Here is a 22,954-nt window from a genome sequence, read left to right on the forward strand (position 1 = left end):
CCACCCCCGGCGGGCCCGGGCCGTCGGCCCTGGTCAGACCGGGTGCGGGCGCGCCGTGCCCGGTGACACGCACGCCCGGCGACGGTCCCCTGACGGTCGCCCGCTTGCTGTACGCGGCGGTGATTCGTGTCAACGCCATGCCCCGGAGGGGGCCATACCGCACCCGGAGGGGGGTATCCGGCTGTTCCACTTCCTGTGACGCCGATGAGACGAACCGTACGGCGATCACTCACATTGGTCGGTTACTGTCGCCGAATGCTCGATGCCACCACCCGCTCTGGAGGCACCGCCACGGCCGTTCCCCAGGCCACCGCAGCGGAGCTCGCCGTCGTCCCGGCCACCGTCACCCCGGTGGCGCCGACCGGTCTCGCCGCGCGCTGCACCAGACTCATGCTCTCGCCGTGGTCGCGGTTCGCCCTGCTCGTCGCGCTGCTCGCGGCGGCCGCGTCGAGCGTGCTGCTGTTCGAGCCGCAGCGGCTGCTGGCCGACGGCTGGCCGCCACAGCTCGGCGGTGCCGCGGCGGCGGCGGTGTTCGCGATGGCGTACGGGCTGTGCACGGTCGCGTTCGTGCCCCGGCCGCTGCTCAACCTCGCGGCGGGCGCCCTCTTCGGCTCGCAGCTCGGGCTGGGCGCCGCCCTGTCGGGCACGGTCCTCGGGGCGGGGATCGCGTTCGGGCTCGGCCGGATCCTCGGGCAGGACGCGCTGCGTCCGCTGCTGCGCGCCCGCTTCCTGAAGGCGGCCGACGGGCAGCTCAGCCGGCACGGATTCCGCTCGATGATGGCGTGCCGGCTGTTCCCCGGGGTGCCGTTCTGGGCGGCGAACTACTGCGCGGCCGTCTCCCGCATGGGCTGGCTGCCGTTCCTGCTCGCGACGGCGCTCGGCTCGGTCCCCAACACGGCGGCGTACGTCGTCGCCGGCGCCCGCGCGTCGAGCCCGACCTCACCCGCGTTCCTGATCGCCATGGCGGTCATCGCGATTCCGGCCCTGATCGGCGCGGTCGTCGCCTGGCGCAAGCGGCACCACCTGCGCGGGCACTGAACCCGGCGCCTCGCTCAGACCTCCCGGCGCCCTCGCGTTTCAGACGCTCTCCATCACCCCGGCTGGACCGTGGCGGGCCGGCCGTGGTGTGACGAGGCGCCGACCGCCGCCGGGAGGGCCGGCGCGTACGCCCGCGATCCCGCGAGGCGCGCGCCGAGTCCGCCCGGTGGGGAGTTCGAGCTGCCGCGAGGCGGGCTCAGGAACCGCCCACGACACCCTTCAGGACGTCCCCTTGTAGACGTCGAGCCGCCCGCACATCCCGAACTTGCCGTACGCGGCGGGCTGTTCGGCCTTCACGAGGGCGTCGGAGAGGTGCGACAGATCGCCACGCTCCAGCCGGTCGAGCTGGTTTCCCGTGGCCGCGGCGGCCGCCTGGGCGCCACGCTCCCAGCGGGCCCGCCAGTCGGCGAGCCGGGGCCGTACCAGCGCGGCCGCGGCCCGGTGGAAGGCGGCCAGCGGCTCCGGCCCGTCGGCGTCACGCAGCGCACGGTACCCCCGCAGGGCGAGGTCGCGCCGGGCGCGGGCGATCCGCTCCTGCTCCTCCTCCGGCACGTCGGCCGGGATGGCCGTGGCGGCGGCGTACGTCTCCGGGTCCGTCAGGTACTCGGGCGGCAGGGTCAGCACGGCGTCACCCGCCTCGGGGAGCCCGTTGTTCTGCATCAGCACCGTGATGCGCAGGTCGTCCTCGTTCACCAGCCGGTGGATGGTGCCGGGCGTGAACCAGGCGACCGTGCCGGGTACGAGGGGCGTGACCTCGTACCCGGACGTCGTGAGGGTCTGCACCGCGCCCTGCCCGCCCGTGACGACGTACGCCTCCGAACAGGTCAGGTGCATATGGGGAGTTCCGCCGCACACCCCGTCCGCCGCGGGCCAGTCGTAGACGGACAGGTGCGAGACGGCGACGGCTCCCGGCAGTCCCGAGAACTCCACGGGGCTCACCTCCCGTCCTCCTTGTGCTCGTCGCTGAGGCTCACCACGGGTGCTCCTCCAGGTACTTGGCGATCTCCTCCCGCTCCCAGGCCCCGTCGGCCACCACGACCCGGTAGCGGCGGGTGAGCGTGTCGCCGGGAGCGAGCTCCAGCTCCTCGAAGAAGGCCCAGGAGGGGGCGACGGCGGCGAAGGGTTCGTTGCGGACGAACCAGTGGGCGGGGTGGGTGCCCCCGTCGCCCGCGTGGTCGTTCTCGGGGGCGTGGGCGAAGACGAGCGTGGCGTGCCCGTCGGTGACGTCGTGCTCCCCCGAGTAGGCGAGCCAGGGCGCCTGCCCGCCCATCAGCTCGGGTCCCTCGGAGTCCGGCCCGATGATCCGTCCGTCCCGGAAGGCCCGCGGACCGCGCCAGAACAGGCCCGTGTAGCCGGCCATCTCGCGTCCGGCGGTGGTCGGGCTGCCGAAGCGCAGCGGCTCGTCCCGTCGGTTGGTGACGGCGCTCGTCCAGGTCAGCGCCCAGGAGCCCGACCCCGGATCGACGTCGTGCACCTCGATCCGGCGCTCCTCGTCGGCCCACAGCTCCCCGGTGTACGGGTGCCAGGTGAGCCGCTCGGCGATCACGACGCGGGTGCCGTCCGAGGTCACCTCGTCGAAGCCGGCGTGGGCCATCGATCCCACCCGCTCCGGGAGTTCGAGGTACCCCTCGCCGTGGACGTAGCTGTTGCCGCCCCACAGGTTCTGGCCGGACAGGTGCGAGGCCGTCATCTGCAGACCCTTGTGCCAGCGGTGGTCGTTGGGCCGGTAGTCGGTGACGACGTCGCCCGCCAGGGTCCTGATCGGGTGCAGGTACGGCTTCGGCGCCTCCCAGGCCGCCTCCGGCTTGTAGACGTAAGCGAAGAGCTCGACGCCGGTGGTGGGTTCGGTGACCGTGATGCGGTCGCCGTGGGCGTGGACGATGCGCAGTCCCTCGTGGAACGTCATGCCGGGATCTCCTCGCTCGGGGCGGCCTGCGACGCCGGTGTCACCACGGGTGCCCAGCCGGCGGCGCCTCCGTGCATGGCGGTGTAGTACGGGTCGCCGGGCCCGATCTCGCCGGCCCGCACGGTGGTGTCCGTGAACGCCGACTTGTAGATCGCGGTGATCAGTTCCAGGCTGGTCCGGCCGTCGGCGCCGCTGCTGCGCGGCCGCTCCCCCGCGCGCATCGAGGCGACCAGGTCCCGCAGCTGCTCCAGGTGCGAGCTCGGCACGTCCGCGCCGAAGTCCTGCCAGGCCGCCGCCTCGGCCTTCGGGACGCCCGGGGCGGCGGTGACGCGCCAGTTGTCGTTGCTGTGGCCGTACAGGTGGGTCAGTTCGACGGTGGCCCGCTCGCAGTCGATGCGGATACGGCTGACCTCGTCGGGGCTGAGCACGCTGTTCACGATGGTGGCCATCGCACCGTTCTCGAAGCGCACGAGGGCGGTGGAGACGTCCTCGGTCTCCACGTCGTGGACCAGCCGTCCGGCCATGGCCCGCACCTCGCTCCACGGCCCGAGCAGGTCGAGCAGGAGGTCCATCTGGTGGATGCCGTGTCCCATCGCGGGCCCGCCGCCCTCGCTCTGCCAGCGGCCGCGCCAGGGCACGGCGTAGTAGGCGGCGTCGCGGTACCAGGTCGTCTGGCAGTGCGCCACCAGCGGGCGCCCCATGGCCTGCTCGGCGATCAGCCGCCGTACGTGCCGCGATCCCGAGCCGAAACGGTGCTGGAAGACGATCGAGGCGTACGGTCCGCCGTCGGTGCCCTCCTCCGCCTCCACCGCGTCGAAGTCCGCGAGCGTGGGCACGGGCGGCTTCTCGCACCACACCCAGGCGCCGGCCCGCAGCGCGGCCACGGTCTGATCGCGGTGCAGCGTCGGCGGGGTGCAGATGCTCACCAGGTCGGGCCGCTGTTCCGCCAGCATCCGGTCCAGGTCGGTGTACGCGTGCGGAACGCCACCCGCTTCGCAGAACGCCTTCACCGCGTCGGCGTCGATGTCGACCGCGGCGACCACCTCCGTCTCGCCCTCCTCGGCGAGCCGGGCGAGCGCGGGCAGGTGGGACCCGCGGGCGATGGCACCGGTGCCGATGATCGCGGCCCGGACACGGCGGCCGTTCAGCGGCTTCGAGGGGCGGCCCGGGCTGTCCGGGGCCGCACTCGGGTCCGGGTTCTGGACGTGGTCGGGGCTCTGGGCGTTGCTGGGTGTGGGCATGGACCTGATCAGCACTCCATCGGACGGGACGTCAGACGCGGGCCAGCGCCTGGCTCCGGACGGGCCGGGGGCAGCAAGCGCTTTCCCCTCCGGCTGCAACGTATGTGTCGACATAGTGACCGGTCAACACCGCCGACGCCCCGGGCCGGTCGACACCACGGACGGCCTCGCCCCCACCCTCCCACCACCACTGCCTCACCCGACCCGTTTCCGGGCCACGGTCCCGGCCCGGCCCGCCCCGCTCTGCCGGGCACGCGAGGGCGAGTTGCCACGCACGCGGGGGCGAGCCGGGGCGGGTGCGCCTGCTTGGGGACCCTGTGGCAAGCCTGTCATCGGGGGACGCTACGCTGCCCCTCAACACCCGTGAGAAGCCCGCCCCGCGGCCACGGCGTGTCCATCGGCCCTCCCACGAGCAGCGCTTGGACCACCTACCTCCATGTCTTGGTTTGAATCCCTCATCCTCGGACTCGTCCAGGGGCTGACGGAGTTCCTCCCCATCTCCTCGAGCGCGCACCTGCGCCTCACCGCTGCGTTCTCCGGCTGGGAGGACCCCGGTGCCGCCTTCACGGCGATCACGCAGATCGGCACGGAAGCCGCCGTGCTGATCTACTTCCGCAAGGACATCGTGAACATCATCTCGGCGTGGTCCCGCTCGCTGGTGAACAAGGAGATGCGCGGCGACCACGACGCACAGATGGGCTGGCTGGTGATCATCGGCTCGATCCCGATCGGCGTGCTCGGCGTGACGCTCAAGGACCAGATCGAGGGGCCGTTCCGCGATCTGCGCATCACCGCCACGATGCTGATCGTGATGGGCATCGTCCTGGGCGTAGCCGACCGGCTGGCGGCACGCGACGAGGCGGGTGGGAAGCACCGGGCGCCCAAGCAGCGCAAGACACTGGACCAGCTGACCGTGCGGGACGGCCTGATCTACGGCATCTGCCAGGCCATGGCCCTCATCCCGGGCGTCTCCCGCTCCGGCGCCACGATCAGCGGCGGCCTGCTCATGGGTTACAAGCGCGAGGCCGCGGCCCGCTACTCCTTCCTGCTCGCCATCCCCGCGGTGCTCGCTTCCGGCGGGTACGAGCTCAAGGACGCGATGGAGGGCGGCCACGTCTCCTGGGGCCCGACGATCTTCGCCACGATCATCGCGTTCGTGGTCGGCTACGCGGTGATCGCGTGGTTCATGAAGTTCATCTCCACGAAGTCGTTCATGCCGTTCGTCTGGTACCGCATCGCCCTCGGGGTAGTCATCATTGTGCTGGTCAGCATGGGTGCGCTGAGCCCGCACGCGGCCGAGTCGTCGGGCTGACCCGGGGCCGCACAGGTAGCGCTGTCTAGCATTCCCTAGCGCCTGATTGCAGCACCACGCCATGATCATCTCCCACTTGTCTCCCACTCATCTCCCACCGGGGAGGCGGGACGCACTCCCCCTAGGGCGTGTGCGTCCGCAAAGCAAGGGATGACAGGGAAGGGCCCGCACGGCAAGCCTTGCGGGCCCTTCCGTACAGAGGGTGGAGCGGATCAGCTGAGGTTCATTCCCGGCCTAGAGGTTGTCCCGTATGAGGCGTGAGTTATCCGCTGAGGGCCAGGTTTGTGGAGCCGGGCGATGCCCAGCATGGCCTGGTGAACGCCGTGGCCCTTGAGCCGGCAGTCCCGAAGGATCTTCCAGTTCTTCAACCGCGACAGGGCGTGTTCCACCCGGGCTCGCGCCCGGCGGTGAACGGCATTCTCCGCTTCCTGCTGTGGGCTGAGGTGGCTCTGACCTCGTCGTTTGCGGTGCGGGATGAGCAGGCCGGTGCCCTGGTATCCGCCGTCGGCGATGGTCGGTGCGCCGCGGCAGGCCCGGTCGACGCCGGACTCGGTGAACGCCCGGCAGTCGTTGCGGCTGCCGGGCAGCGGCAGGCCGATCGCCACCACCGGGCGGCTGTTGGCGTCGATCACGACCTGCAAATTCGTCGAGTACCGATAGTTCTTGCTGGACGCGGACACACTGCGATCACGGGTGGGCACCAGGGTGCCGTCGACGCTGTAGACGGTGTCTTTGCGCGGCCGACGCGCCGGCGAGATGGCCAGCAAGGGCGCCAGGTGATCGAGGATGCGGTCGGCCGCAGACTTCGAGACCCCCCGGGGGTTCTCAGGACGGTACGGAGCGCCGACGCGGTCGTAACCCTCGCCGTCTCGCTTAGCGCTCCCGCTGGGGCGGCTCCGCCCCCGCGTGTCCAGGCCAACAGGAGGCGATCAATGTCATAGAAGAGTCGCCAGTTTCCGGATGCGCGGGTGGTTCTCGAGCGCCCACCGCACGGTCTTCGGCGGGCGTCCGAGCAGGGTTTGAAGCTGGTCGGTGGTGCCGCGATACCCGCCGCCGCCCATCAGCCGGGTCAGGGTCTTCAGGTGCTCCGCGGTGTGCGGGAGCGCGGCCAGGGCGGGGTCGACGTAGGTCGCGTTCCAGGTTTCCACGTCTTCGGGGACGTAGGTGACCGGGCGTCCCAGCACGGCCGCGTAGTCCTCCGCGAAGCCGCGCATGTCCTTCAGCTCCGGGCCGTTGAGGTCGTAGGACTTGGAGATGTGCGGCTCGGGGTCGGTGAGGATCTTCACGCACAGTTCCGCCACGTCGTAACCCGCGATGGGCGCGAGCCGGTGGTCGCCGAAGGGCAGACGCAGTTCACCCCGGCTCAGCGGCTCCAGTGCCAGCCAAGTCATCAGCGGGTTCTCGACGAACATGGCGCCACGGATGTTGACGGTCGGAAGGCCGGACCACTCCAGCACCCGCTCGGCGACCCAGTGGGCGCGCTGCTGCGGCGACCAGTCGGCGATGAGCCCGCCGAGCCACGCGCGTCGCTCTTCCTCCGGCGCGGTCATCTTCTCGAACGTCATGAACGACTGCTCGTACTCGGAGATGTTGACGAACACCTCGATGTCGCCCTTAGCCCGAGCCGCCGCGGCCATCAGGCTGACGGCGTCGGTGTAGTACGGCGAGAGGCTCATGCTGAAGTAGATGCGCCGCACGCCCTTCAGTGCGGCGGTCACGTCGGCGATGGTGAGGAGGTCACCGACGAAGACCTCGGCGCCGGCCTGGCGGAGTGCGTGCGCGCGTTCGTCGTCGGTGCGCACGAACGCCCGTACCGGGTGCCCTTCTTCGAGCAGCATGTCGACCATCGTGCGGCTCACACCGCCGATCTCGCCGGCGGCACCGGTGATCAGGATGGGATGGCGCTCTGGCATCAAGGTGTCCTCTGTCTGGTGGGGGTGGGTCAGCTGTTCGGAATCCACGGGGGTGTGGCTGTCGTGTGTCAGCCGGCCAGCTTGTTCATCTTGCGGATCTGCTGGTCGAAGACCCCGGCGGGGGCGAGTCGGCGCAGGAGGCGTGCGCGTCCGGCCAGGGGGCCGGCGGTGTAGCGCGGCTTCGGCCTGGTGTCGGTCGCCGCTGCGACGATCGCCTTGGCGACGACGGCGGGGGCGTCGCCGTTCCTGACCGCCTCCGCCATCACGCGGTCGACCGTCTGCCGCTGCTTCGCGTACACGTGCAGGGGGGTGTGGGGCTTCGCGCTGTTAGCCTCGAACCCGGTCCTGGTGTAGGCGGGTTCGACGATGAGGGCCCGGACGCCGTGGTCACGGACCTCGTGGTCCAGGGACTCGGTGTAGCCCTCGATCGCGTGCTTGGAGGCGGCGTAGGCGGCCATATAGGGCTGGGGCAGGAACCCGAGCACGGACGAGATGTTGATGATGCGCCCACGTCGCTGAGCGCGCATGTGCGGCAGGACCGCGTTCACCATGCGCATGACCCCGAAGACGTTGGTGTCGAACACGCCCTGGGTCTGCGCGAGGGAGGTTTCCTCGGCGGCGCCCATCGAGCCGACGCCGGCGTTGTTGACCAGGACGTCAATCCGCCCGAACCGCTCGATCACCTCCTGCACCGCGGCGGTGACCGAGGCCTCGCTGACCACGTCGAGGTCGAGGAACGTCACTCCGCCGAGCGGGGTGACGCGTGAGGTGTCGCGGCCGGTGCCGACCACGTCGAAACCCGCTGCGACCAGGGCGAGCGCGGTCTCCTTCCCGATGCCGGACGAGGCGCCCGTCACGAGGGCCACCGGCCGATCTGTCGTCATCATGGACTCCCGCACTCATTCGAAACCGATCGGTTTCCGCTACAGTAAACCGATCGGTTTTAGCGTGCAACCTCAAGCGGAAGGATGACGCCATGGGCAGGATCAGTGCGCTGGAGCGGCGTGAGGACGTCATTCACGCGGCGATCGCCGAATTCGCGATCGCCGGCTACCGCGGCACCTCCACCGCGGCGATCGCCAAGCGGGTCGGTGTCACGCAGCCGTATCTCTTCCGGCCTTTTCCGGACAAGAGGGCGACCTTCGTCGCCGCTCTGGTGCGGAGCGCGGAGGACACCCGCCTGGCTTTCGAGCGGGCGACCGATTGAGTGGAGGGCGGTGAGCGGGCGTGAGCGGGCCTGGCAGGTGATGGCGGACGCCTATGCGCAGCTGATCTCGACGCACCCCGAAGTTCTCCTGATGCAGATGCAGGGATACGCCGCCGCGGCGCAAGGCAACGACCTGATCGGCGAGGCCGTCCGGGCCGGGTGGATGAGAATCTGGGAAACCGTGCACCTGGCGCTGGGCGTCGATGCCGACAAGACCAAGACCACGAGCTTCTTCGCCTGCGGCATGCCGGGAAACACCCTGACGGCCAACGGGATTCCCGGGGTGCCGGGCGGTGAGGGTGCGCTCCGAAAGGCGCTGTGTCAGTGCACGCCTGCCGCGTCGAGCAAGGTGGCCACGGTTGGTGGGACGAGCCCGGTAAGTTTGTCGGCTCCGATGCCCGCGCGGGCGCTGGCGCCGTCGAAGACGAGGCTGAGCTGCCGCGCCAGCAGGTCGGGATCGCCCGCCCCGCCCTGTTCGGCCTCGATACGGAAGAAGGCGGTCAGGTTGGCTTTGACCTGATGGGCCACCCGGCTCGCGGGGTGGCTCTGGTCCTTGAGTTCGATCTGCACGGCCAGGTATCGGCAGCCCCGGAACTCAGGCGTCCCTGCCTGCGATTCCACCTGCTCGAAGACGTGCAGAATCCGCTCGCGGGGCGACCGGTTGTCGTCAGCCGCAGGCAGGAGAGTCGCCACGTAGGCGGAGGCGCGCTCCTTCAGGCTCACTGCCAGGAGTTCGTCCTTGCTCTCGAACAACTGGTACATGGAGCGCTTCGACACTCCCGCCGCCTTGCACAGCGCCTCGACGCCGATGTTGACGCCTTGTTGGTAGGTGAGCGTGGCCGCCGCCTCCAGCAGGCGCTCCCTGGGGCTCAGTTTCACTTCGGTGGTCATACCGCGAGGTTAACCCGAAGCAGACGAAATGAAAACCGATCGGTTTCCCGGAGGTCCCGGGGAGAGGCTTGGCGACGGCCTGGGGGGGGGATGGGCCGTCGCCGAGCCATGATGGGGTGCGCGCCTGTCGTCCCCAACAGGGCGACACACCGGGGCCACTCCGAGTAATGGCCCGCCTCTGGGTGACCTGCCGTTACGCCGCTGCGGCGGTCTTCTCGGGCTCTGGCTCCGCCGGGATGCGGTGCAGCCCCTTGCGGTCGTACCACCCCAGCACGCCGAAGCCGAACAGCGCGGCCGCGAGCAGGCCGGCGGCCATCATGACCCACCCCCGGGTCAGGCCGGCATCGCCCTGGGCGTCGTAGTAGAGGATCGAGCGGACACCGCCGGTGATCTGCCGCAGGGGCTCGAACTCCGCGAGGAAGCGGTAGAAGCCGGGCAGCGCCTCGATGGGGGTGGTGGCCCCGGCCGTCGGCACCGCCATCCCGATGAAGACCAGCGTGACCACCAGCATGCCGGGTGTGCCGAAGACCGCCAGGAGAGTGAGCGCGCCAATCCCGGCGACCGCGACGGCGCACACCGAATACAGCCACAGCAGTGGCAGGTGGGAGGCGTCCATGCCCATGACGCCGACCGCGCCGACCATGACCAGGGTCCCCATCAGCAGGGACAGTCCGGCCATGAGCGTGGTACTGATGACGAGGGTCTGGACCCGGGTCGCCCGGATCAGCGGGCGGTGCAGGCGCAGGGGGCCCATGTCGTTGTGGGTGTAGCCGAGGGCGTGGTCGACCTGGCCGCTGAGGACGTTGGCGGAGAGCATGCCGACGACCACGAGGGTGAGCGCGTAGTAGAACGCCGTCATGCCCAGGCCGCTGTGTGAGTCGAGGGGGTGGCCGTCCTCGACCGTGACGGCAGCCGGGTCGGCGAGCAGGAGGCGTGCCGCGGCAGGCAGCTTTGCCTGCTGGGCGCCGGTCCGCGCGGTGAGGTCCTTGCCCACCTGGAGGGAGGCGTTCTCGGCCGCCTGGGTCGTCGCGGTCCTGGCGAGGCCGGAGCCTATGCTGCCGGCGGACTGGTTGGTCAGCACCGTCAGCGTCGGGCGGGCCGGGGTCGTGGTGTCCGCGGTGTCGGCAAGACCGAGGACGGAGGAGGTGAAGTCGGCCGGGACGACGAGCGCGCCGAACAGCTTGCCCTTGCCGAGCTCCTCCCTCATCTCCTTCTCGTCCAGCATCTTCCAGTCGATCTTGTCCCCGCTCGCAGTCGACTTCTCGATCGACTCGGCGATCCGGGCCCCGAGGTCGACCCGCTCGCCGCCGACGGCGGCTCCCTTGTCGGCGTCGACCAGGCCGACGGGCAGCTTGGTCAGGTGGTCGGCCGGGTCGATGTTGGCGCCTACGTAGAACACGGCGAACAGCAGCGCGAGTACGCCCGTGATGACGCCGTTCGCGATCCACAGAGGCTTGGCGCGCAGGACGCGGAAGGGATGAATGCCACTCATGACGTACGTTTCTCTCGGTCGGTGGACGCGGAGCGTTTCGCCGGGGGATGCCAGCCGCCGGTGACTTCCTTGACGGGCTTGTGGGGGAAACGGCGCTGGGCGTACTCCTGGGCGTGTGAGCCCGGCAGGACGTACAGGGTTTCCTTCTTGTCCTGGAGCGGTCGCAGCACGGTGTCCATGAAGCTCTTGCGGTCGTCCAGGTACGGGCCGAGGACGTCCTCGCCGGCGGGGCAGACGGCCACGCAGTAGCCGGACTTGTAGCCGGGGGGCGAGCTCAGGCTCTGCCACATGGAGGCGTTCTCGGAATCGGTGACCCGCAAGCGGTAGTCGGCGGCGTCCTCGCTGTCGGCCAGGGTCTGCGCCCAGTCGGTGAACCCGCTCATGAACTCGCGGTAGTTGTGCGTGGTGCAGGCCGGCGCGTCGAAGGCGCCGTCCTTGGCGATGGCGCCGACCGGGCAGGCGGCGACGCACAACTTGCAGTCGATGCAGGGGTTGTAGTCCAGCGCCTGCCCGTACGCGCTCACCTCCGCGTCCACCAGGACGGTGACCAGCAGGACGAAGCTGCCGAACCTCGGATGGATGACGTTGCGGTGCAGGCCCATCACGCCGAGTCCGGCGGCCACCGCGACCGTCTTGTGCGCCACCACCCAGATCCGCTCACTGGGGAAGCGGTCCATCTCCTGAGGGAAGCCGACGGACGGATTGAGCGCACGGTAGCCGGCGTCCTGCAGTGCCTGGGTGACGCTGCGGGCGGCGTGGTTGGCCTGTTCGTCGGCCTGGTGGAACTCCTGGTTGGCCACGCTGCGGGCCGGGGAGCGGCAGTTGTCGCGGTTCATCCGGACCGCCATCGCGATCAGGGTGCGGGTGCCGGGCAGCGCGGACCGGGCGTGCTCGCGTTCTCCGGCCAGGTCGGGGTGGTCCAGGCTGACCGCGGCGGCGTCGTCCGCGCCGGCCGTCAGACACAGCTCGCGCAGCCAGGCGGCGTCGATCACCGCCGGCGGCTTCCCCGCGTCACCGGCCCCGCGCCGGGCGAGTACGGCCTGTACCGACGGGTGGGCGGCCAGCTTCGCCGGAAGCCTGGGAACCGGGGCCGCCGGTTGCCCCTCGGCGTCGCGCGCGGCAGTCATCCGGACTCCTGGGGATGCGGGTTCGTGACTCGCCTCCACGGCGAGAAACCGATCAGTGTCACACCGTAAACTGATCGGTTTTTTCACGCAAGCCCGAACTGCGGGCCGACTTCCGCCTGCCCATCACCTCTCCGAGGTGCGCCCCACAGCTGGTACTTCCCGTCGTCCGGGCCGACCAGCGACAGGGCGTCCAACCCCGGTGTCCACCAGAGGGGCCGCTTCTGCGGGGCGCCGATCCCCTGTGCCGCGCCTTGCCGCGCCGGGGCATCGCGCCGCGCACTTTCCGGTCCGGGATCACGTCACCCCGCGAGCCCCACAACCAGCGCCCGCTCGCAGCAGGCGGCGATCACCAGCCGCGGTGGCTCGTTCTCGGCACCACGAGGGACACCAAGCGGTGAGCCGTTCCCCACACCGACAGCGCGATGCCCTCGGGGTCTGACGCGGGACCGAACCGCCCGACAAGCTGCCCACAGCGTACGGCGCCGAGGATGGGCCGGCTGCGGGCAGCGTGCCGGTGACCGGTCGGCACCTCACCGGGAACTCACTTCGCCGGCCGCTCCCACCGCCCGTACGCATGGCGATCGTGGCGACGATGGTTCGCGTCCTCCTGGGCCAGGCGCCGCAGCAGCCTGACGACCGGCTCGAACAGCACGCTGAGGACCACCGCCCGTTCGGCGAGGGCGATCTGGTCCTCGATCCCTTCGAGCTGCGCGAAGTCCAGGTCCGCAGTCGAGGTGGCGAGCCGCGCGTAGGGGACGAGGTCGTCGGCGGTGTACTCGGTGCCGAGGCGGCTGAGCGCCGCGAGACTCTCGGCGAGTGCCGGGCGGTGCGGTGACGCGTCGGAGATCCGCCAGCCCATGCTCTCGATGAGCGCCTCGACCCTGGCCCTGGCTCCGCTGGATGCCACCTCGTCGGCTGCACCCTCGTGGCCCTCGCCGTCCTTCCTGCTCGCCTCCGCGGAAGGGACGGGCAGGGCGTGATGGACGACCGCCAGGGTCTCGAACGCGCCCAGCGGCTGCTCGACGGCTTCAAGAACTTCCCGGGTGCGGGCTACGGACAGCCCACCGAGCTGGATGAGGGAACGGATCAGACGCAGCCGCTGGACGTGCTCCTCGTCGTACTCAACCGTGGTCGGGTTCAGTACGCGCCCCTCGGGGAGCAGCCCCTCCCGCCGGTAGTACTTGATGGTCGCCACCGGCACCCCGGACCGCCGACTGAGCTCTGAAATCCTCATGCGCTCCCTCACGCTCAACTGCCCCTCCAGTATCGCGTTACCGAGGGTTGCCCCACCCAGTCCGATAGTGCCACTATCAGGCACTCGGTAGCGGAGCTATCGAGTGCCTCTTCGGTGTGCCCTCTTTTCGCACCCGGCCTCGACTCGCCTCGTACGGCTCGACACACGCCTCGACAACGGAGAACCCCACCATGTCCCAGCGCATCGGCAAGACCCATTGGAAGCGATTCGCCGTCGGCGCGGTGCCGACGGTGGCCGCCACTGCGGCGGTCGCCGTCTCCATGGCCCAGGGCGCGCTGGCCGCTTCGTTCAGCATCTCCGGTTCCGACTTCAAGGTCTCGGCCGGGAGGTTGAGCGGCACCGGATTCGGCAACTACGCCACGGTGGACGTCGCCAAGAACGGCAAGCATGTGCCCGTCTCCGTCTCGTCCATCAAGGACGCGAGGATCACCGACATGTGCCAGTCCGTGCCGGTGGACATTCCCGTCCTCGGGACCTACACGATGACGCTGAAGGCCGGCGGGTCGGGCACGCCGGTCAAGGCCAAGGCCCTGTACATCGACATGACCGACCTCAAGGCCAAGAAGGGCACCTTCACCAACGTCGACATCGGTGTCGCCACCGGTTCCATGACCAAGGGTCAGGTCAATCCGAAGGACAAGGTCGATCCCAACGGCTACGCCCAGCAGGCGGACAAGGTCGAGATCATCGACGCCCATCAGAGGGTCTGGGCCACGACCGCGGGCACGTTCGAACTGTCAGGCCTGCACATGAACATCGCGGCCGGCCGCCACGACTGCTTCTGACCTCACTCCCCCTCCCCCACAGACACCTTCCCCCCTCACAATCTGGGAGCTGCCACATGACGAGTGCCGACGCGCCCGCGCACCCCTACAGTGACGGCGGCCTCGCCCGCGCTCGCCGTGACTTCCGGTCCTGGCGGCGCACCCGCCCCTTCTGGGCGGGCCTGCTGGTGCTCCTCGCCGCCGCGCCGATCATCTACTTCCCGTACTTCAACCTCTCCCTGGGCGCCCTGTCCGTGGCGATGTCCACCACCGGGGGAGCCGGATCCCTGGTCATCGGCCTGACGCTGATCGTCCTCGGTGGACTCCTGTGGTTCCAGCCGGTCATCAGGTTCTTCGCCGGATGCGTCGCCATCTTCCTCGGCGTGCTGTCACTGCCCATCTCCAATTTCGGCGGATTCCTCTTCGGCACACTGTTCGCGGCCACGGGCGGACTGCTCGCCCTGGCCTGGGGTCCGGCGGACGAGGGCACACCCGGCGGCACCGGCGGCTCGGAGGGAGAGGCGGGCCATGGCTGACCAGTCACCCGACATCCGCGGCGAGGCCGCAGAACCCCGCTTCGTCCGGCCTCCGAGAGGCCGCCACGCCGTTCCCCGTACGTCGGCGCTGACCCGCCTGCGCCTGCCACTCGGGAAGGCTCTCGCGCTGACCGCGCTGCCGACCGCCCTTGTCCTGGGATGCCAACGCCTGGCCGCCGCTGACACAAGTGCCACCGTGGCTCACTCCGTTCCCGACGAGGGGTCCGGCGGCGGTGTCGACTGCGCTCGTCCCGACGACACGGCGTCCCCTACCGCGACGCCCACTCCGTCCACTGCTTCCAGCGCGCCCGGCGCCCCCACCGGAGACACTTCCGTCAAGCCGCCGGATCACGTGGCCGACAAGGGAGCAGCACCCGTGCCGACTCCGACGTCCGCTCCGGCCCCCTCGCCGAGCGCGAGTGCCGCCTCCAGCGGCCTCGGCGGCATCCTGGGCTCCCTCTTGGGCGGCACCGGACAGCAGAATCCGGCACCCGACACGAGCCCCTCGCCAAGCCCGACGGCTCCGACACCCAAGGCCACGGAACCGTCCGACACGCCACCGGCGACGCCTCACGCATCACCCACCCCCAGCCACCGGACCACCGCCCCGTCGCCCCCACCGGGGTCCGCGGAGTCAACCCGCTCAGGCGCCCGCACCTGCGACATCAGCGGCCTCAAGGCCCCCGAGGACCAGAGTGCCGGCCGTTTCGCCGCCGAGTCCTGGAACATGAAGGGGAGCCGCCTCGAACTGCGTGACCTTGTCTTCGGCGGCGTGGTGACCGTGGACACGGCCGCCGGGCCCAAACGGGTGCTCAAGTTCTCCGCGGAGGCCGTCACGATCCGCGACCTGAAGATGGGCGTACCCGTCGGTCCGCAGATCCAGCACATCGACGGAGCGCCCGGCTCGACGTCCACGCTGCGAGGCGACCGCATCACCATGTACGTCGAGAGCCTGAGGGGCACCCTCTCCGGCGTCGAAGGCCTCCCCCTGCCGCCGGCCCTCCGCCTCCACCTCACTCCCGACACCGTCCCGGAGTGGCTCTACGACACCATCGGGAAACTCGACCTCAAGCTCCAACTCGGTTTGGACGACGCCGACATCGACCAGGCCGGACAGACAGGTGGACAGCTCGTCATCCCAGGGATCCACGGGTACGGAACGCCCCGGTGAATCCGGGGCCCTGAGGGCTTGCGCCTGGAAACCGATCGTTTTACCTTGGTGGAAACCGATCGGTTTCTCATTCTGTGGAGACAGTCATGACCACTTTGAAGGGCGCACACGTCTTCGTCACCGGCGGCAGCCGCGGCATAGGAAAAGCCCTGGTGGAGGAGCTGTACGCGCGCGGTGCCGGCAAGGTCTACGCCACGGCCCGCGACCCGCGCACGGTGACGCACCCGGACGCGGTCCCGGTGGCGCTGGAGGTCACCGACCCGGCTTCCGTGGCGGCGGCCGCGGCGCAGGCGCAGGATGTCACGGTGCTGATCAACAACGCCGGCGCGTCGGTCGGCGCGTCCTTCCTCACCTCCCCGGTCGAGGACGTGCGCCGGGAGTTCGAGACCAACTTCTACGGCCCGCTGCTGCTCGCCCGGGCCTTCGTGCCGGTCATCGAGGCCAACGGCGGCGGGCACCTCCTGAACGTGCACTCCGTGCTGTCCTGGATCGCGCTCGGCGGCTCCTACAGCGCCTCGAAGGCCGCCCTGTGGTCGCAGACCAACTCCCTGCGCCTGGAGCTTGAGCCGCGTGGCATCGGTGTCACCGGGCTCCACGTGGGTTACGTGGACACGGACCTGGCGGCCGGCGTTGACGCACTCAAGGCCGACCCCCGCACCGTCGCCGCCCTCGCCCTCGACGGCATCGAGACCGGCGCCCACGAGGTCCTCGCCGACGATATCTCCCACCAGGTCAAGGCCGGCCTCGCCGGCCACCTCACCGGCCTGTACCCCCAGCTGACCAAGTAGGCCGCGGACCACAGCGAGGGACGTGGCCGCGTGTCACCCCCGCCTGCCCGACCGTATCCGAATCCCTCATCCGTAAGGTCACACAGAAGGAAACGGCGACATGCCCGACCACGAGTCACGTCCCACGATCCATATTCCGGAGACCACCAGCCACACCATCGCCCCGCGCGCGGGACACCACGGCCACGAGGGAACGCTGCGCTACCTCAAGGCGGGCACCGGCGCTCCTCTGGTCCTGCTGCACACTCTGCGCACGTAGGCCGAGCACTTCCGCTTCCTCATGCCGATGATCTCGCACCAGCACACCGTTTACGCCCTCGACCTGCCGGGGATGGGCCACTCCGAGATCGTGCCCGGCGCGTCGTACGACGAGCCGGCGCTGCGCGCGGGCGTCGAACGGCTGCTGACCGAACTCGACCTCCACGACGTGACATTGGTCGGGGAGTCGTTGGGCGGGGTGCTCGCCCTGACCACCGCCGCCGAGCTGCCGGAACGGGTGCGGCGCGTCGTCGCGGACGACTACCGAGACGGAATCGCCCGGTCCAGTGTCCTCGCTCGTGTGGTGATCGGCGGGATTATCGCTCCGGGGGTGGGCCCGGTGATCGCCCAGCAGGAGCCCAAGCCCGTCCTGCGCAGAATCCTGCAGGGCGGCGTGGGCGACAAGGGCGCCTTTCGGGAGGACTACCTGAACGAGCTCCTCCAGTCAGGCAGGCGTCCCGGCTTCCCGACCGTGGCCCGTGCTCTGTACCGGAACATGCCCAGCCTCATCGCGGCCCGCTCGCGCTACCCCGAGGTCAAGGCCCCCGTCCATCTCGTCTACGGGGAGAACGACTGGTCCCGGCCCTCGGACCGGGAAGCCAACAAGAAGCTACTGCCGGCCGCCGATTTCACACAGGTGCCGGGAGCGAACCACTTCATCGCGCTGGAGAGGCCGGAGGTGGTGGCCGACCTGTTGAACGCGGTGGCGTGACGTTGCACAGTGCCGTGGCCGCCCCCGTTCCGTTCGGGGTGGAGCGGGATGAAGTTCGACTCCACGACGTCGCGCGGCGGCGTCGTGGTGGGCGACGGACCGGCACTTGGCGGTGATGTCGATCGAATGGGAGATGTTCCGGCTCAGCTGCGTGACGCACCGGATCCGAGGGAAACCGGCACTGGTGACCCGGCTCGGGTGCTGACCTTCCGCGGAATCGTCGGTCACAGGCCGAGCCGCTGCGCTCGCCGCCCACCGCGGGGCAAGCGACCCCACCCCTCCTGTCAGTTGCTTGACGCAACGTGCTAAATTCACAGCATGTTGGGCCGAACATACGACAGTCAACTGTGCTCCATCGCCCGGACTCTGGAGATTGTGGGCGAGCGCTGGACCTTGCTGATCATTCGCGACGCGCTGCTTGGCCTGCGCCGCTTCGAGGAATTTCAGGACAGTCTCGGTATCGCCCGCAATGTGCTCACCAACCGCCTCTCCAAGCTGGTCGACGACGGGCTGCTCGATCGGGTCTGTTACCAGGAGCGGCCCGCCCGCTATGAGTACCAGCCGACGAGCAAGGCCAAGGACTTGCTCACCGCGTTGCTTTCTTTGATGCACTGGGGCGATGAGCACGCCGAGGGCCCGGGCGGCCCGCCGCGGATCACGAGTCATGCGGGATGCGGAGGCAACGTTCGGGAACAGCTCGTGTGCGCCCAATGCGGACAAGTGGTGGGCCCGGACGCCGTTCACCTGCTTCCCGGCCCAGCACTCACCGACTTGCCGGCCTGACATCCGAAGCGTCTCAACGGATTCACGGCTACCAGCTGGGCACGTACCGAGTCGCGATCGGTAGGTGGCCCGAGCGAGGCCTCGTCTGAATCGTCATGGCACGCGGGTAGTGACGTACGGGGAGAACAAAGGCCGTTGACGGCCATCCCTGTGGGCGTCGCGTCCCGTCAGCAGCGAGGTTGACCTTGCTGGCCAGTTCGCCCCTGGAGCACGCGCGAAGAGTGGCCCGCAGTCGGAGTTCACGCCGACGCCGCACAAGCCGGCCTTCTTCCGGCCCCCCGCGCCGGAAGCGGTAGTGGACGGCCTGCCGGATGGTGCCCTCCTGCGGCATCTCCCGCCTCTGCCCGGCCGGGCGTGAACTACCAGGAACACCCGCTTACCGCTGTCGTAGCCGTCAGGAGCACGGGCCGTTCCCGCGGTTCGGCGAATGCAGCCCGCCTAACTCCCCTTCTGTGCCGGTCAGTTGTGCTCGTATCCAGCAGAAGACTCAACAGAATGATCACGACTCGGCGACGAGTTGCTTCACGAAACTGACCCCGCTAGGGTTCGAGTTGCTTCATAAAACTTGTACGCACCCCGCCCCACTGAGGTGACGCTCGATGGCCAGGAACAGGCTCGAAGACCATCCCACCGTCGTCCAAGCCCGCCGACGCGACCGCACCGCCGACCGGCCCGCCCAGCCGCTGGCTGCGTCATGGCTGCGCCAGCTGTGTCTCGACGCGGGTGCGGACGACGTCGGCTTCGTCGAGATCGACCGGCCGGACATCGCCGACCAGCGAGAGGACCTGAGCGCCGCTCTGCCGGGTGTCCGAACGTTGATCAGCATCGTGTCCCGGATGAACCGGGAGAACGTCCGCACTCCCGCCCGCTCGGTCGCCAACCTGGAGTTCCACCACACCGGCGACCACACCAACGAGGTCGGCCGTCACGTGGTGGGCGAGCTGGAAGCGATGGGCGTGCGTGCCATCAACCCCGCGATGGGTTTTCCGATGGAGATGGACAAGTTCCCGCGGAAGGCGTGGGTCGTCTCGCACAAGCCGGTCGCCGTGGCGGCCGGGCTCGGCAAGATGGGTATCCACCGCAACGTCATCCACCCGAAATTCGGCAATTTCATCCTGCTGGGCACGATCCTCATCGACGCCGAGGTGAGCGAATACACCCGGCCCATCGAGTACAACCCCTGCCTGGAATGCAAGCTGTGCGTGACGGCCTGCCCGACCGGGGCGATCGCCTCCGACGGTCACTTCAACTTCTCGGCCTGCTACACGCACAACTACCGCGAGTTCATGGGCGGCTTCGGCGACTGGGCCGAACAGGTCGCCGAAAGCCGCAACGCCCACGACTACCGCGCACGAGTGAGCGACAGCGAGAGCGCCTCGATGTGGCAGAGCCTGTCCTTCGGCGCCAACTACAAAGCGGCCTACTGCATGTCGGTCTGCCCGGCCGGCGAGGACGTCATCGGCCCCTGGCTGGACGATCGCAAGGCACATCTGACCCAGGTCGTGCGCCCACTGATGGACAAGGAAGAGACCGTCTACGTCGTCCCGGGCTCCGACGCCGAGCAGCACGTGGGCGACCGATTCCCCAACAAGCGCACGAAGCACGTGGCGATGAGCCTGCGCGCGAACAGCATCGACGGTCTGGTGGAAGGCCTGCCGCTGATCTTCCAGCGCGAACAGGCCAAGGACATGTCCGCCACCTACCACTTCACCTTCACCGGCGACGAGTCCCGGCAGATCACCGTGACCATCCGCGACCGCGAACTCGAGGTCACCGACGGACATCGCGGTGAACCGGACCTCAGGATCACCGCCGACACACGCACCTGGCTGCGCTTCCTCAGCAAGCCTTCGCTGCTGGCCTGGGCACTGGTGCGCCGCCAGATCAAGCTGCAGGGGTCCCCCCGACTGCTGCGCGACTTCGGCCGCTGCTTCCCGTCCTGATCGGTCAGGAACGAACGCATCACCGAATCATCACTGTGAGAAATGAGAGGCGGATCATGAGCACCATCGGCACCGAAGTCGAGCTCGACCTCGTGCTGGAACGCAAGGAGACGATGGCCGAAGGCGTCGTGCTGCTGACGCTGCGCGACCCGAACGGCCGCCCGCTGCCGGAATGGCAACCGGGCGCCCACATCGATCTGATCCTGCGAGCCGACCTGGTCCGGCAGTATTCACTGTGCGGGGACCCGGGAGACCGGTCCTGCCTTCAGGTCGCGGTGCTGCGTGAACCGGAAAGCCGCGGCGGGTCGAGTTACGTGCACGACGTGCTCACCGAAGGCGAGTCGGTGCGCATCCGCGGGCCACGCAACCACTTTCCGCTCGTGAAGGCCAAGAACTACCTGTTCATCGCAGGCGGAATCGGCATCACCCCCATCCTGCCCATGGTGGCAGCCGTCAGCGCGACCCGCGCCGACTGGCGCCTCGTCTACGGGGGCCGCACCCGAGCGTCGATGGCGTTCGGCGAGACCTTGCAGCGGGCCTACGGAGACCGGGTGAGCCTGCGGCCGCAGGACGAGTACGGGCTGCTGGACCTGCCCTCGCTGCTCGGCAAGCCGCAACGGAAGACAGCCGTCTACGCCTGCGGCCCCGAACCCCTGCTCGCGGCGGTCGAGGCCGGCTGCGAGAAGTGGCCGAGCGGGTCTCTGCACCTGGAGCGCTTCGCCCCGAAGGAGGACGTCACCGCGGGGCCGCTCACGACCTTCGAGGTCGAACTCGCTCGGTCCGGCAGGACACTGACGATCTCTGAGGACATGTCCATTCTCGAGGCCGTCGAAGACGCTGGTGTATCGGTGATGACATCGTGTGAGGAGGGGATCTGCGGAACCTGCGAGACGAAGGTGTTGTCCGGGCAGATCGACCACCGCGACTCGGTCCTGGACGACGAGGAACGAGCCGCGGGCGACACCATGATGATCTGCGTCTCCCGAGCCAAGGGCGACCGCCTGGTCCTCGACCTCTGATCCACTTCGGCGCCAGAGCAACCAGCCGGGACCGGTGGTAGTTGAGCGCCCTGCTCGATGCCCCTCATGCCCCGGCTGAACAGCAGCGTCCCGTTCCTATGAGCAGCGCCCCCGGATTGCCTAAACACTTCGATGGTTCCGATATGAGTGACCCCGCCAACGTTTCGCTCGACAATGTATTGGCGGTGCTCAAGCCTTAGAACCCGCATCGCCACGGAGCCGGAGCCGGATGAGTCAGTCGACGAGTTGTCGGCTGGTGAAGGACATCTCCGAATCTTGCGTCGGGCCCGGCTGGGAAGGGGTACGGCCACCCCGTGATCATCGGGGGTTGTGTGGACTCCTGAAGATCGTGCGGTGGCCGCAGATCATGGCCCGGATCGCGGGACGGTTCAAGCGAGTTGATCGGTGGTGCTGGGCGGAAACGGCCCGATCGGGGTGACGCGGTGCGTACGGGTGGCGGCTTGCCTGCCGACGATGGAGGTGTAGCTGCCGTCGACCTGGTGGTACCAGGGCAGCAGACGCAGTCGGCTGAGGCGGGCATGGATGCCGGGCAGGATCGGACTGTCCGCGCTGGAGATGACGGTGGCCACGCCGGTGATGATGTTGACGCGCTTGTCGTCGCAGGTCTCGGTCTCATACCGCGACTCGATCCGTATCCGGGAGGGCGGCTGGCCGTCGCGCTCGGTGCGTGGCCGGAACTGTTCGCGCCCGTCCACCAGGAAGTGCTGCACCAGGATCGTTCGGAGCACCTGGGCCTGCGCCGGAACGGTGCCGCCGGGGAAGCCGGCGTGTAGCCGCTTGAGTCCTGCCAGGGCGGGCATGTCGAGTACTTCAAGTACCTGGTCGAGTCGCTGCGCCGGCACGGCGCGGAGCACATCCGTGCGGCCGGGAACGATCCGCCGGGGCTGGCGGTCGCCGACTGCTACGAAAGGGCGATGCGGGCGCTGGTGGCGGGGTGACGGGGCACCGAGGAGTCGGCAGCGGGGCTCGCGGGGTGTCGTGATTCCGGCCCGGAATGCGTGCGGCGCAACGCCCCGGCGCGGCAGGGCACCGCGCAGGGGATCGGCACGGGAACAGGCGGCCTTCCTCGTGGAGAACCCCATCATGACCTGGCTGGCCCTGGGCTCACTGGTCGACGGTGAACCGCGCCTGCCCTTCGGCGACCACCGGCTCGCACCCATCGCCGGTTACGACGTCGCGGAACTGTGCGCGAAGATCCTGGCCGACCCGGCGCCGCACATCTCCAAGTCCTACGCGCTCACCGGCCCGGAGCTGAAGGACATGCACGGGATCGCGGAAGACTTCGCGGCCGTGCTGGGACGCCCGGTCACGTATGTTCCCGAAGACATCGAAACCTGGAACGCCACCTACGTGGAAACCAACATGTCCGCGTACCCGCACATCGCGGAGCACCTGAAGACCCTGCCCCGGATCATCGGCCGCGGAGGATACGGCGGCATCACCGACGAGCTGGAAACCCTGCTCGGGCGTCCGCCGAAATCCGTGCGTTGGGCGTTGGAGAACCATCCGCGGATCCGGAAGCCGGCGGCGGCCTGAGCCGCGGAACGGTCCAGAGCAGATCTCCGAACAGGCCGACA

At 69.3% G+C, this 22,954-nt stretch carries 21 protein-coding genes and 2 pseudogenes; 12 read left to right on the forward strand and 11 right to left on the reverse strand.

Annotated features, from left to right (window positions below; all coding sequences use genetic code 11):
- Nucleotides 1-255: 255 nt before the first annotated feature.
- Complete coding sequence (locus AB0959_RS06060; RefSeq protein WP_366825075.1) at nt 256-1,038, forward strand: TVP38/TMEM64 family protein; 783 nt, start codon at nt 256-258, stop codon at nt 1,036-1,038.
- A gap of 219 nt (nt 1,039-1,257) precedes the next feature.
- Here the strand turns inward: AB0959_RS06060 and AB0959_RS06065 are convergent, their stop codons facing one another.
- The 3 genes from AB0959_RS06065 to AB0959_RS06075 form a co-directional block, all read right to left on the reverse strand.
- Nucleotides 1,258-1,872: a cupin gene (locus AB0959_RS06065; protein WP_366825231.1), complete on the reverse strand. Its 615-nt coding sequence runs from the start codon at nt 1,870-1,872 to the stop codon at nt 1,258-1,260.
- Nucleotides 1,873-2,008: 136 nt separating this feature from the next.
- Nucleotides 2,009-2,944 (reverse strand): PmoA family protein, encoded by a 936-nt coding sequence (locus tag AB0959_RS06070; RefSeq protein ID WP_366825076.1) that lies wholly within the window; start codon nt 2,942-2,944, stop codon nt 2,009-2,011.
- Nucleotides 2,941-4,185, reverse strand: coding sequence for a Gfo/Idh/MocA family oxidoreductase (locus tag AB0959_RS06075; RefSeq protein WP_366825077.1), 1,245 nt, complete (start codon nt 4,183-4,185; stop codon nt 2,941-2,943). Before AB0959_RS06075 ends, AB0959_RS06070 begins: the two co-directional genes overlap by 4 nt.
- Nucleotides 4,186-4,621: 436 nt before the next feature.
- Here AB0959_RS06075 and AB0959_RS06080 point away from each other — a divergent pair, with 436 nt between their 5' ends.
- Nucleotides 4,622-5,497, forward strand: coding sequence for an undecaprenyl-diphosphate phosphatase (locus AB0959_RS06080; RefSeq protein WP_366825078.1), 876 nt, complete (start codon nt 4,622-4,624; stop codon nt 5,495-5,497).
- Nucleotides 5,498-5,759: 262 nt separating this feature from the next.
- Here AB0959_RS06080 and AB0959_RS06085 read toward each other — a convergent pair.
- The 3 genes and pseudogenes from AB0959_RS06085 to AB0959_RS06095 all read right to left on the reverse strand — a co-directional run.
- Nucleotides 5,760-6,312: pseudogene (locus AB0959_RS06085) on the reverse strand (transposase); the annotation flags it as partial.
- 120 nt (nt 6,313-6,432) lie between these two features.
- Nucleotides 6,433-7,410, reverse strand: a complete 978-nt coding sequence (locus AB0959_RS06090; protein ID WP_366825079.1) for an NmrA family NAD(P)-binding protein — start codon at nt 7,408-7,410, stop codon at nt 6,433-6,435.
- Between the two features lie 68 nt (nt 7,411-7,478).
- Nucleotides 7,479-8,294, reverse strand: coding sequence for an oxidoreductase (locus AB0959_RS06095; protein ID WP_366825232.1), 816 nt, complete (start codon nt 8,292-8,294; stop codon nt 7,479-7,481).
- A 92-nt stretch (nt 8,295-8,386) separates the two neighbouring features.
- Between AB0959_RS06095 and AB0959_RS06100 the strand changes: the two genes are divergently transcribed.
- Nucleotides 8,387-8,617, forward strand: coding sequence for a helix-turn-helix domain-containing protein (locus tag AB0959_RS06100; protein WP_366825080.1), 231 nt, complete (start codon nt 8,387-8,389; stop codon nt 8,615-8,617).
- Between the two features lie 321 nt (nt 8,618-8,938).
- Here the strand turns inward: AB0959_RS06100 and AB0959_RS06105 are convergent, their stop codons facing one another.
- From AB0959_RS06105 to AB0959_RS06120, 4 genes are all read right to left on the reverse strand, one after another.
- The gene (locus tag AB0959_RS06105; protein ID WP_366825081.1) at nt 8,939-9,508 is read right to left on the reverse strand and encodes a TetR/AcrR family transcriptional regulator; all 570 of its coding nucleotides are present in this window, start codon (nt 9,506-9,508) and stop codon (nt 8,939-8,941) included.
- A 193-nt stretch (nt 9,509-9,701) separates the two neighbouring features.
- Nucleotides 9,702-11,000, reverse strand: coding sequence for a DUF3533 domain-containing protein (locus AB0959_RS06110; RefSeq protein ID WP_366825082.1), 1,299 nt, complete (start codon nt 10,998-11,000; stop codon nt 9,702-9,704).
- A complete protein-coding gene (locus AB0959_RS06115; protein WP_366825083.1) occupies nt 10,997-12,127 on the reverse strand; it encodes a 4Fe-4S binding protein in 1,131 nt (376 codons plus the stop codon). The genes AB0959_RS06110 and AB0959_RS06115 overlap by 4 nt, the downstream gene beginning before the upstream one ends.
- A gap of 541 nt (nt 12,128-12,668) precedes the next feature.
- Complete coding sequence (locus tag AB0959_RS06120) at nt 12,669-13,361, reverse strand: MerR family transcriptional regulator (protein ID WP_366825084.1); 693 nt, start codon at nt 13,359-13,361, stop codon at nt 12,669-12,671.
- A gap of 191 nt (nt 13,362-13,552) precedes the next feature.
- On the opposite strand from AB0959_RS06120, the gene AB0959_RS06125 reads away from it, so the two are divergent.
- The 8 genes and pseudogenes from AB0959_RS06125 to AB0959_RS06160 all read left to right on the forward strand — a co-directional run bounded on the left by AB0959_RS06125 (nt 13,553) and on the right by AB0959_RS06160 (nt 21,356).
- Nucleotides 13,553-14,167 carry a DUF6230 family protein gene (locus AB0959_RS06125; RefSeq protein ID WP_366825085.1) on the forward strand — a complete coding sequence of 205 codons (615 nt, stop codon included), beginning with the start codon at nt 13,553-13,555 and terminating at the stop codon, nt 14,165-14,167.
- A gap of 56 nt (nt 14,168-14,223) precedes the next feature.
- Nucleotides 14,224-14,682 carry a DUF6114 domain-containing protein gene (locus AB0959_RS06130; RefSeq protein ID WP_366825088.1) on the forward strand — a complete coding sequence of 153 codons (459 nt, stop codon included), beginning with the start codon at nt 14,224-14,226 and terminating at the stop codon, nt 14,680-14,682.
- Nucleotides 14,675-15,853: a hypothetical protein gene (locus AB0959_RS06135; RefSeq protein WP_366825089.1), complete on the forward strand. Its 1,179-nt coding sequence runs from the start codon at nt 14,675-14,677 to the stop codon at nt 15,851-15,853. Before AB0959_RS06130 ends, AB0959_RS06135 begins: the two co-directional genes overlap by 8 nt.
- Before the next feature lie 86 nt (nt 15,854-15,939).
- Nucleotides 15,940-16,641: an SDR family oxidoreductase gene (locus AB0959_RS06140; RefSeq protein ID WP_366825090.1), complete on the forward strand. Its 702-nt coding sequence runs from the start codon at nt 15,940-15,942 to the stop codon at nt 16,639-16,641.
- Nucleotides 16,642-16,741: 100 nt separating this feature from the next.
- A pseudogene (locus AB0959_RS06145) lies at nt 16,742-17,611 on the forward strand (alpha/beta hydrolase).
- A gap of 318 nt (nt 17,612-17,929) precedes the next feature.
- Nucleotides 17,930-18,394 (forward strand): helix-turn-helix domain-containing protein, encoded by a 465-nt coding sequence (locus AB0959_RS06150; protein ID WP_366825091.1) that lies wholly within the window; start codon nt 17,930-17,932, stop codon nt 18,392-18,394.
- Between the two features lie 599 nt (nt 18,395-18,993).
- Nucleotides 18,994-20,337: an SCP2 sterol-binding domain-containing protein gene (locus AB0959_RS06155; protein WP_366825092.1), complete on the forward strand. Its 1,344-nt coding sequence runs from the start codon at nt 18,994-18,996 to the stop codon at nt 20,335-20,337.
- A gap of 56 nt (nt 20,338-20,393) precedes the next feature.
- Nucleotides 20,394-21,356 (forward strand): PDR/VanB family oxidoreductase, encoded by a 963-nt coding sequence (locus AB0959_RS06160; RefSeq protein WP_366825093.1) that lies wholly within the window; start codon nt 20,394-20,396, stop codon nt 21,354-21,356.
- Between the two features lie 389 nt (nt 21,357-21,745).
- Here the strand turns inward: AB0959_RS06160 and AB0959_RS06165 are convergent, their stop codons facing one another.
- A complete protein-coding gene (locus tag AB0959_RS06165; RefSeq protein WP_366825234.1) occupies nt 21,746-22,219 on the reverse strand; it encodes a hypothetical protein in 474 nt (157 codons plus the stop codon).
- 241 nt (nt 22,220-22,460) lie between these two features.
- On the opposite strand from AB0959_RS06165, the gene AB0959_RS06170 reads away from it, so the two are divergent.
- Nucleotides 22,461-22,913, forward strand: a complete 453-nt coding sequence (locus AB0959_RS06170; RefSeq protein WP_366825094.1) for a hypothetical protein — start codon at nt 22,461-22,463, stop codon at nt 22,911-22,913.
- Nucleotides 22,914-22,954: the final 41 nt, after the last annotated feature.

Origin of the sequence: Streptomyces sp. NPDC046862 (assembly GCF_040704615.1) — a bacterium.
Lineage (GTDB): Bacteria > Actinomycetota > Actinomycetes > Streptomycetales > Streptomycetaceae > Streptomyces.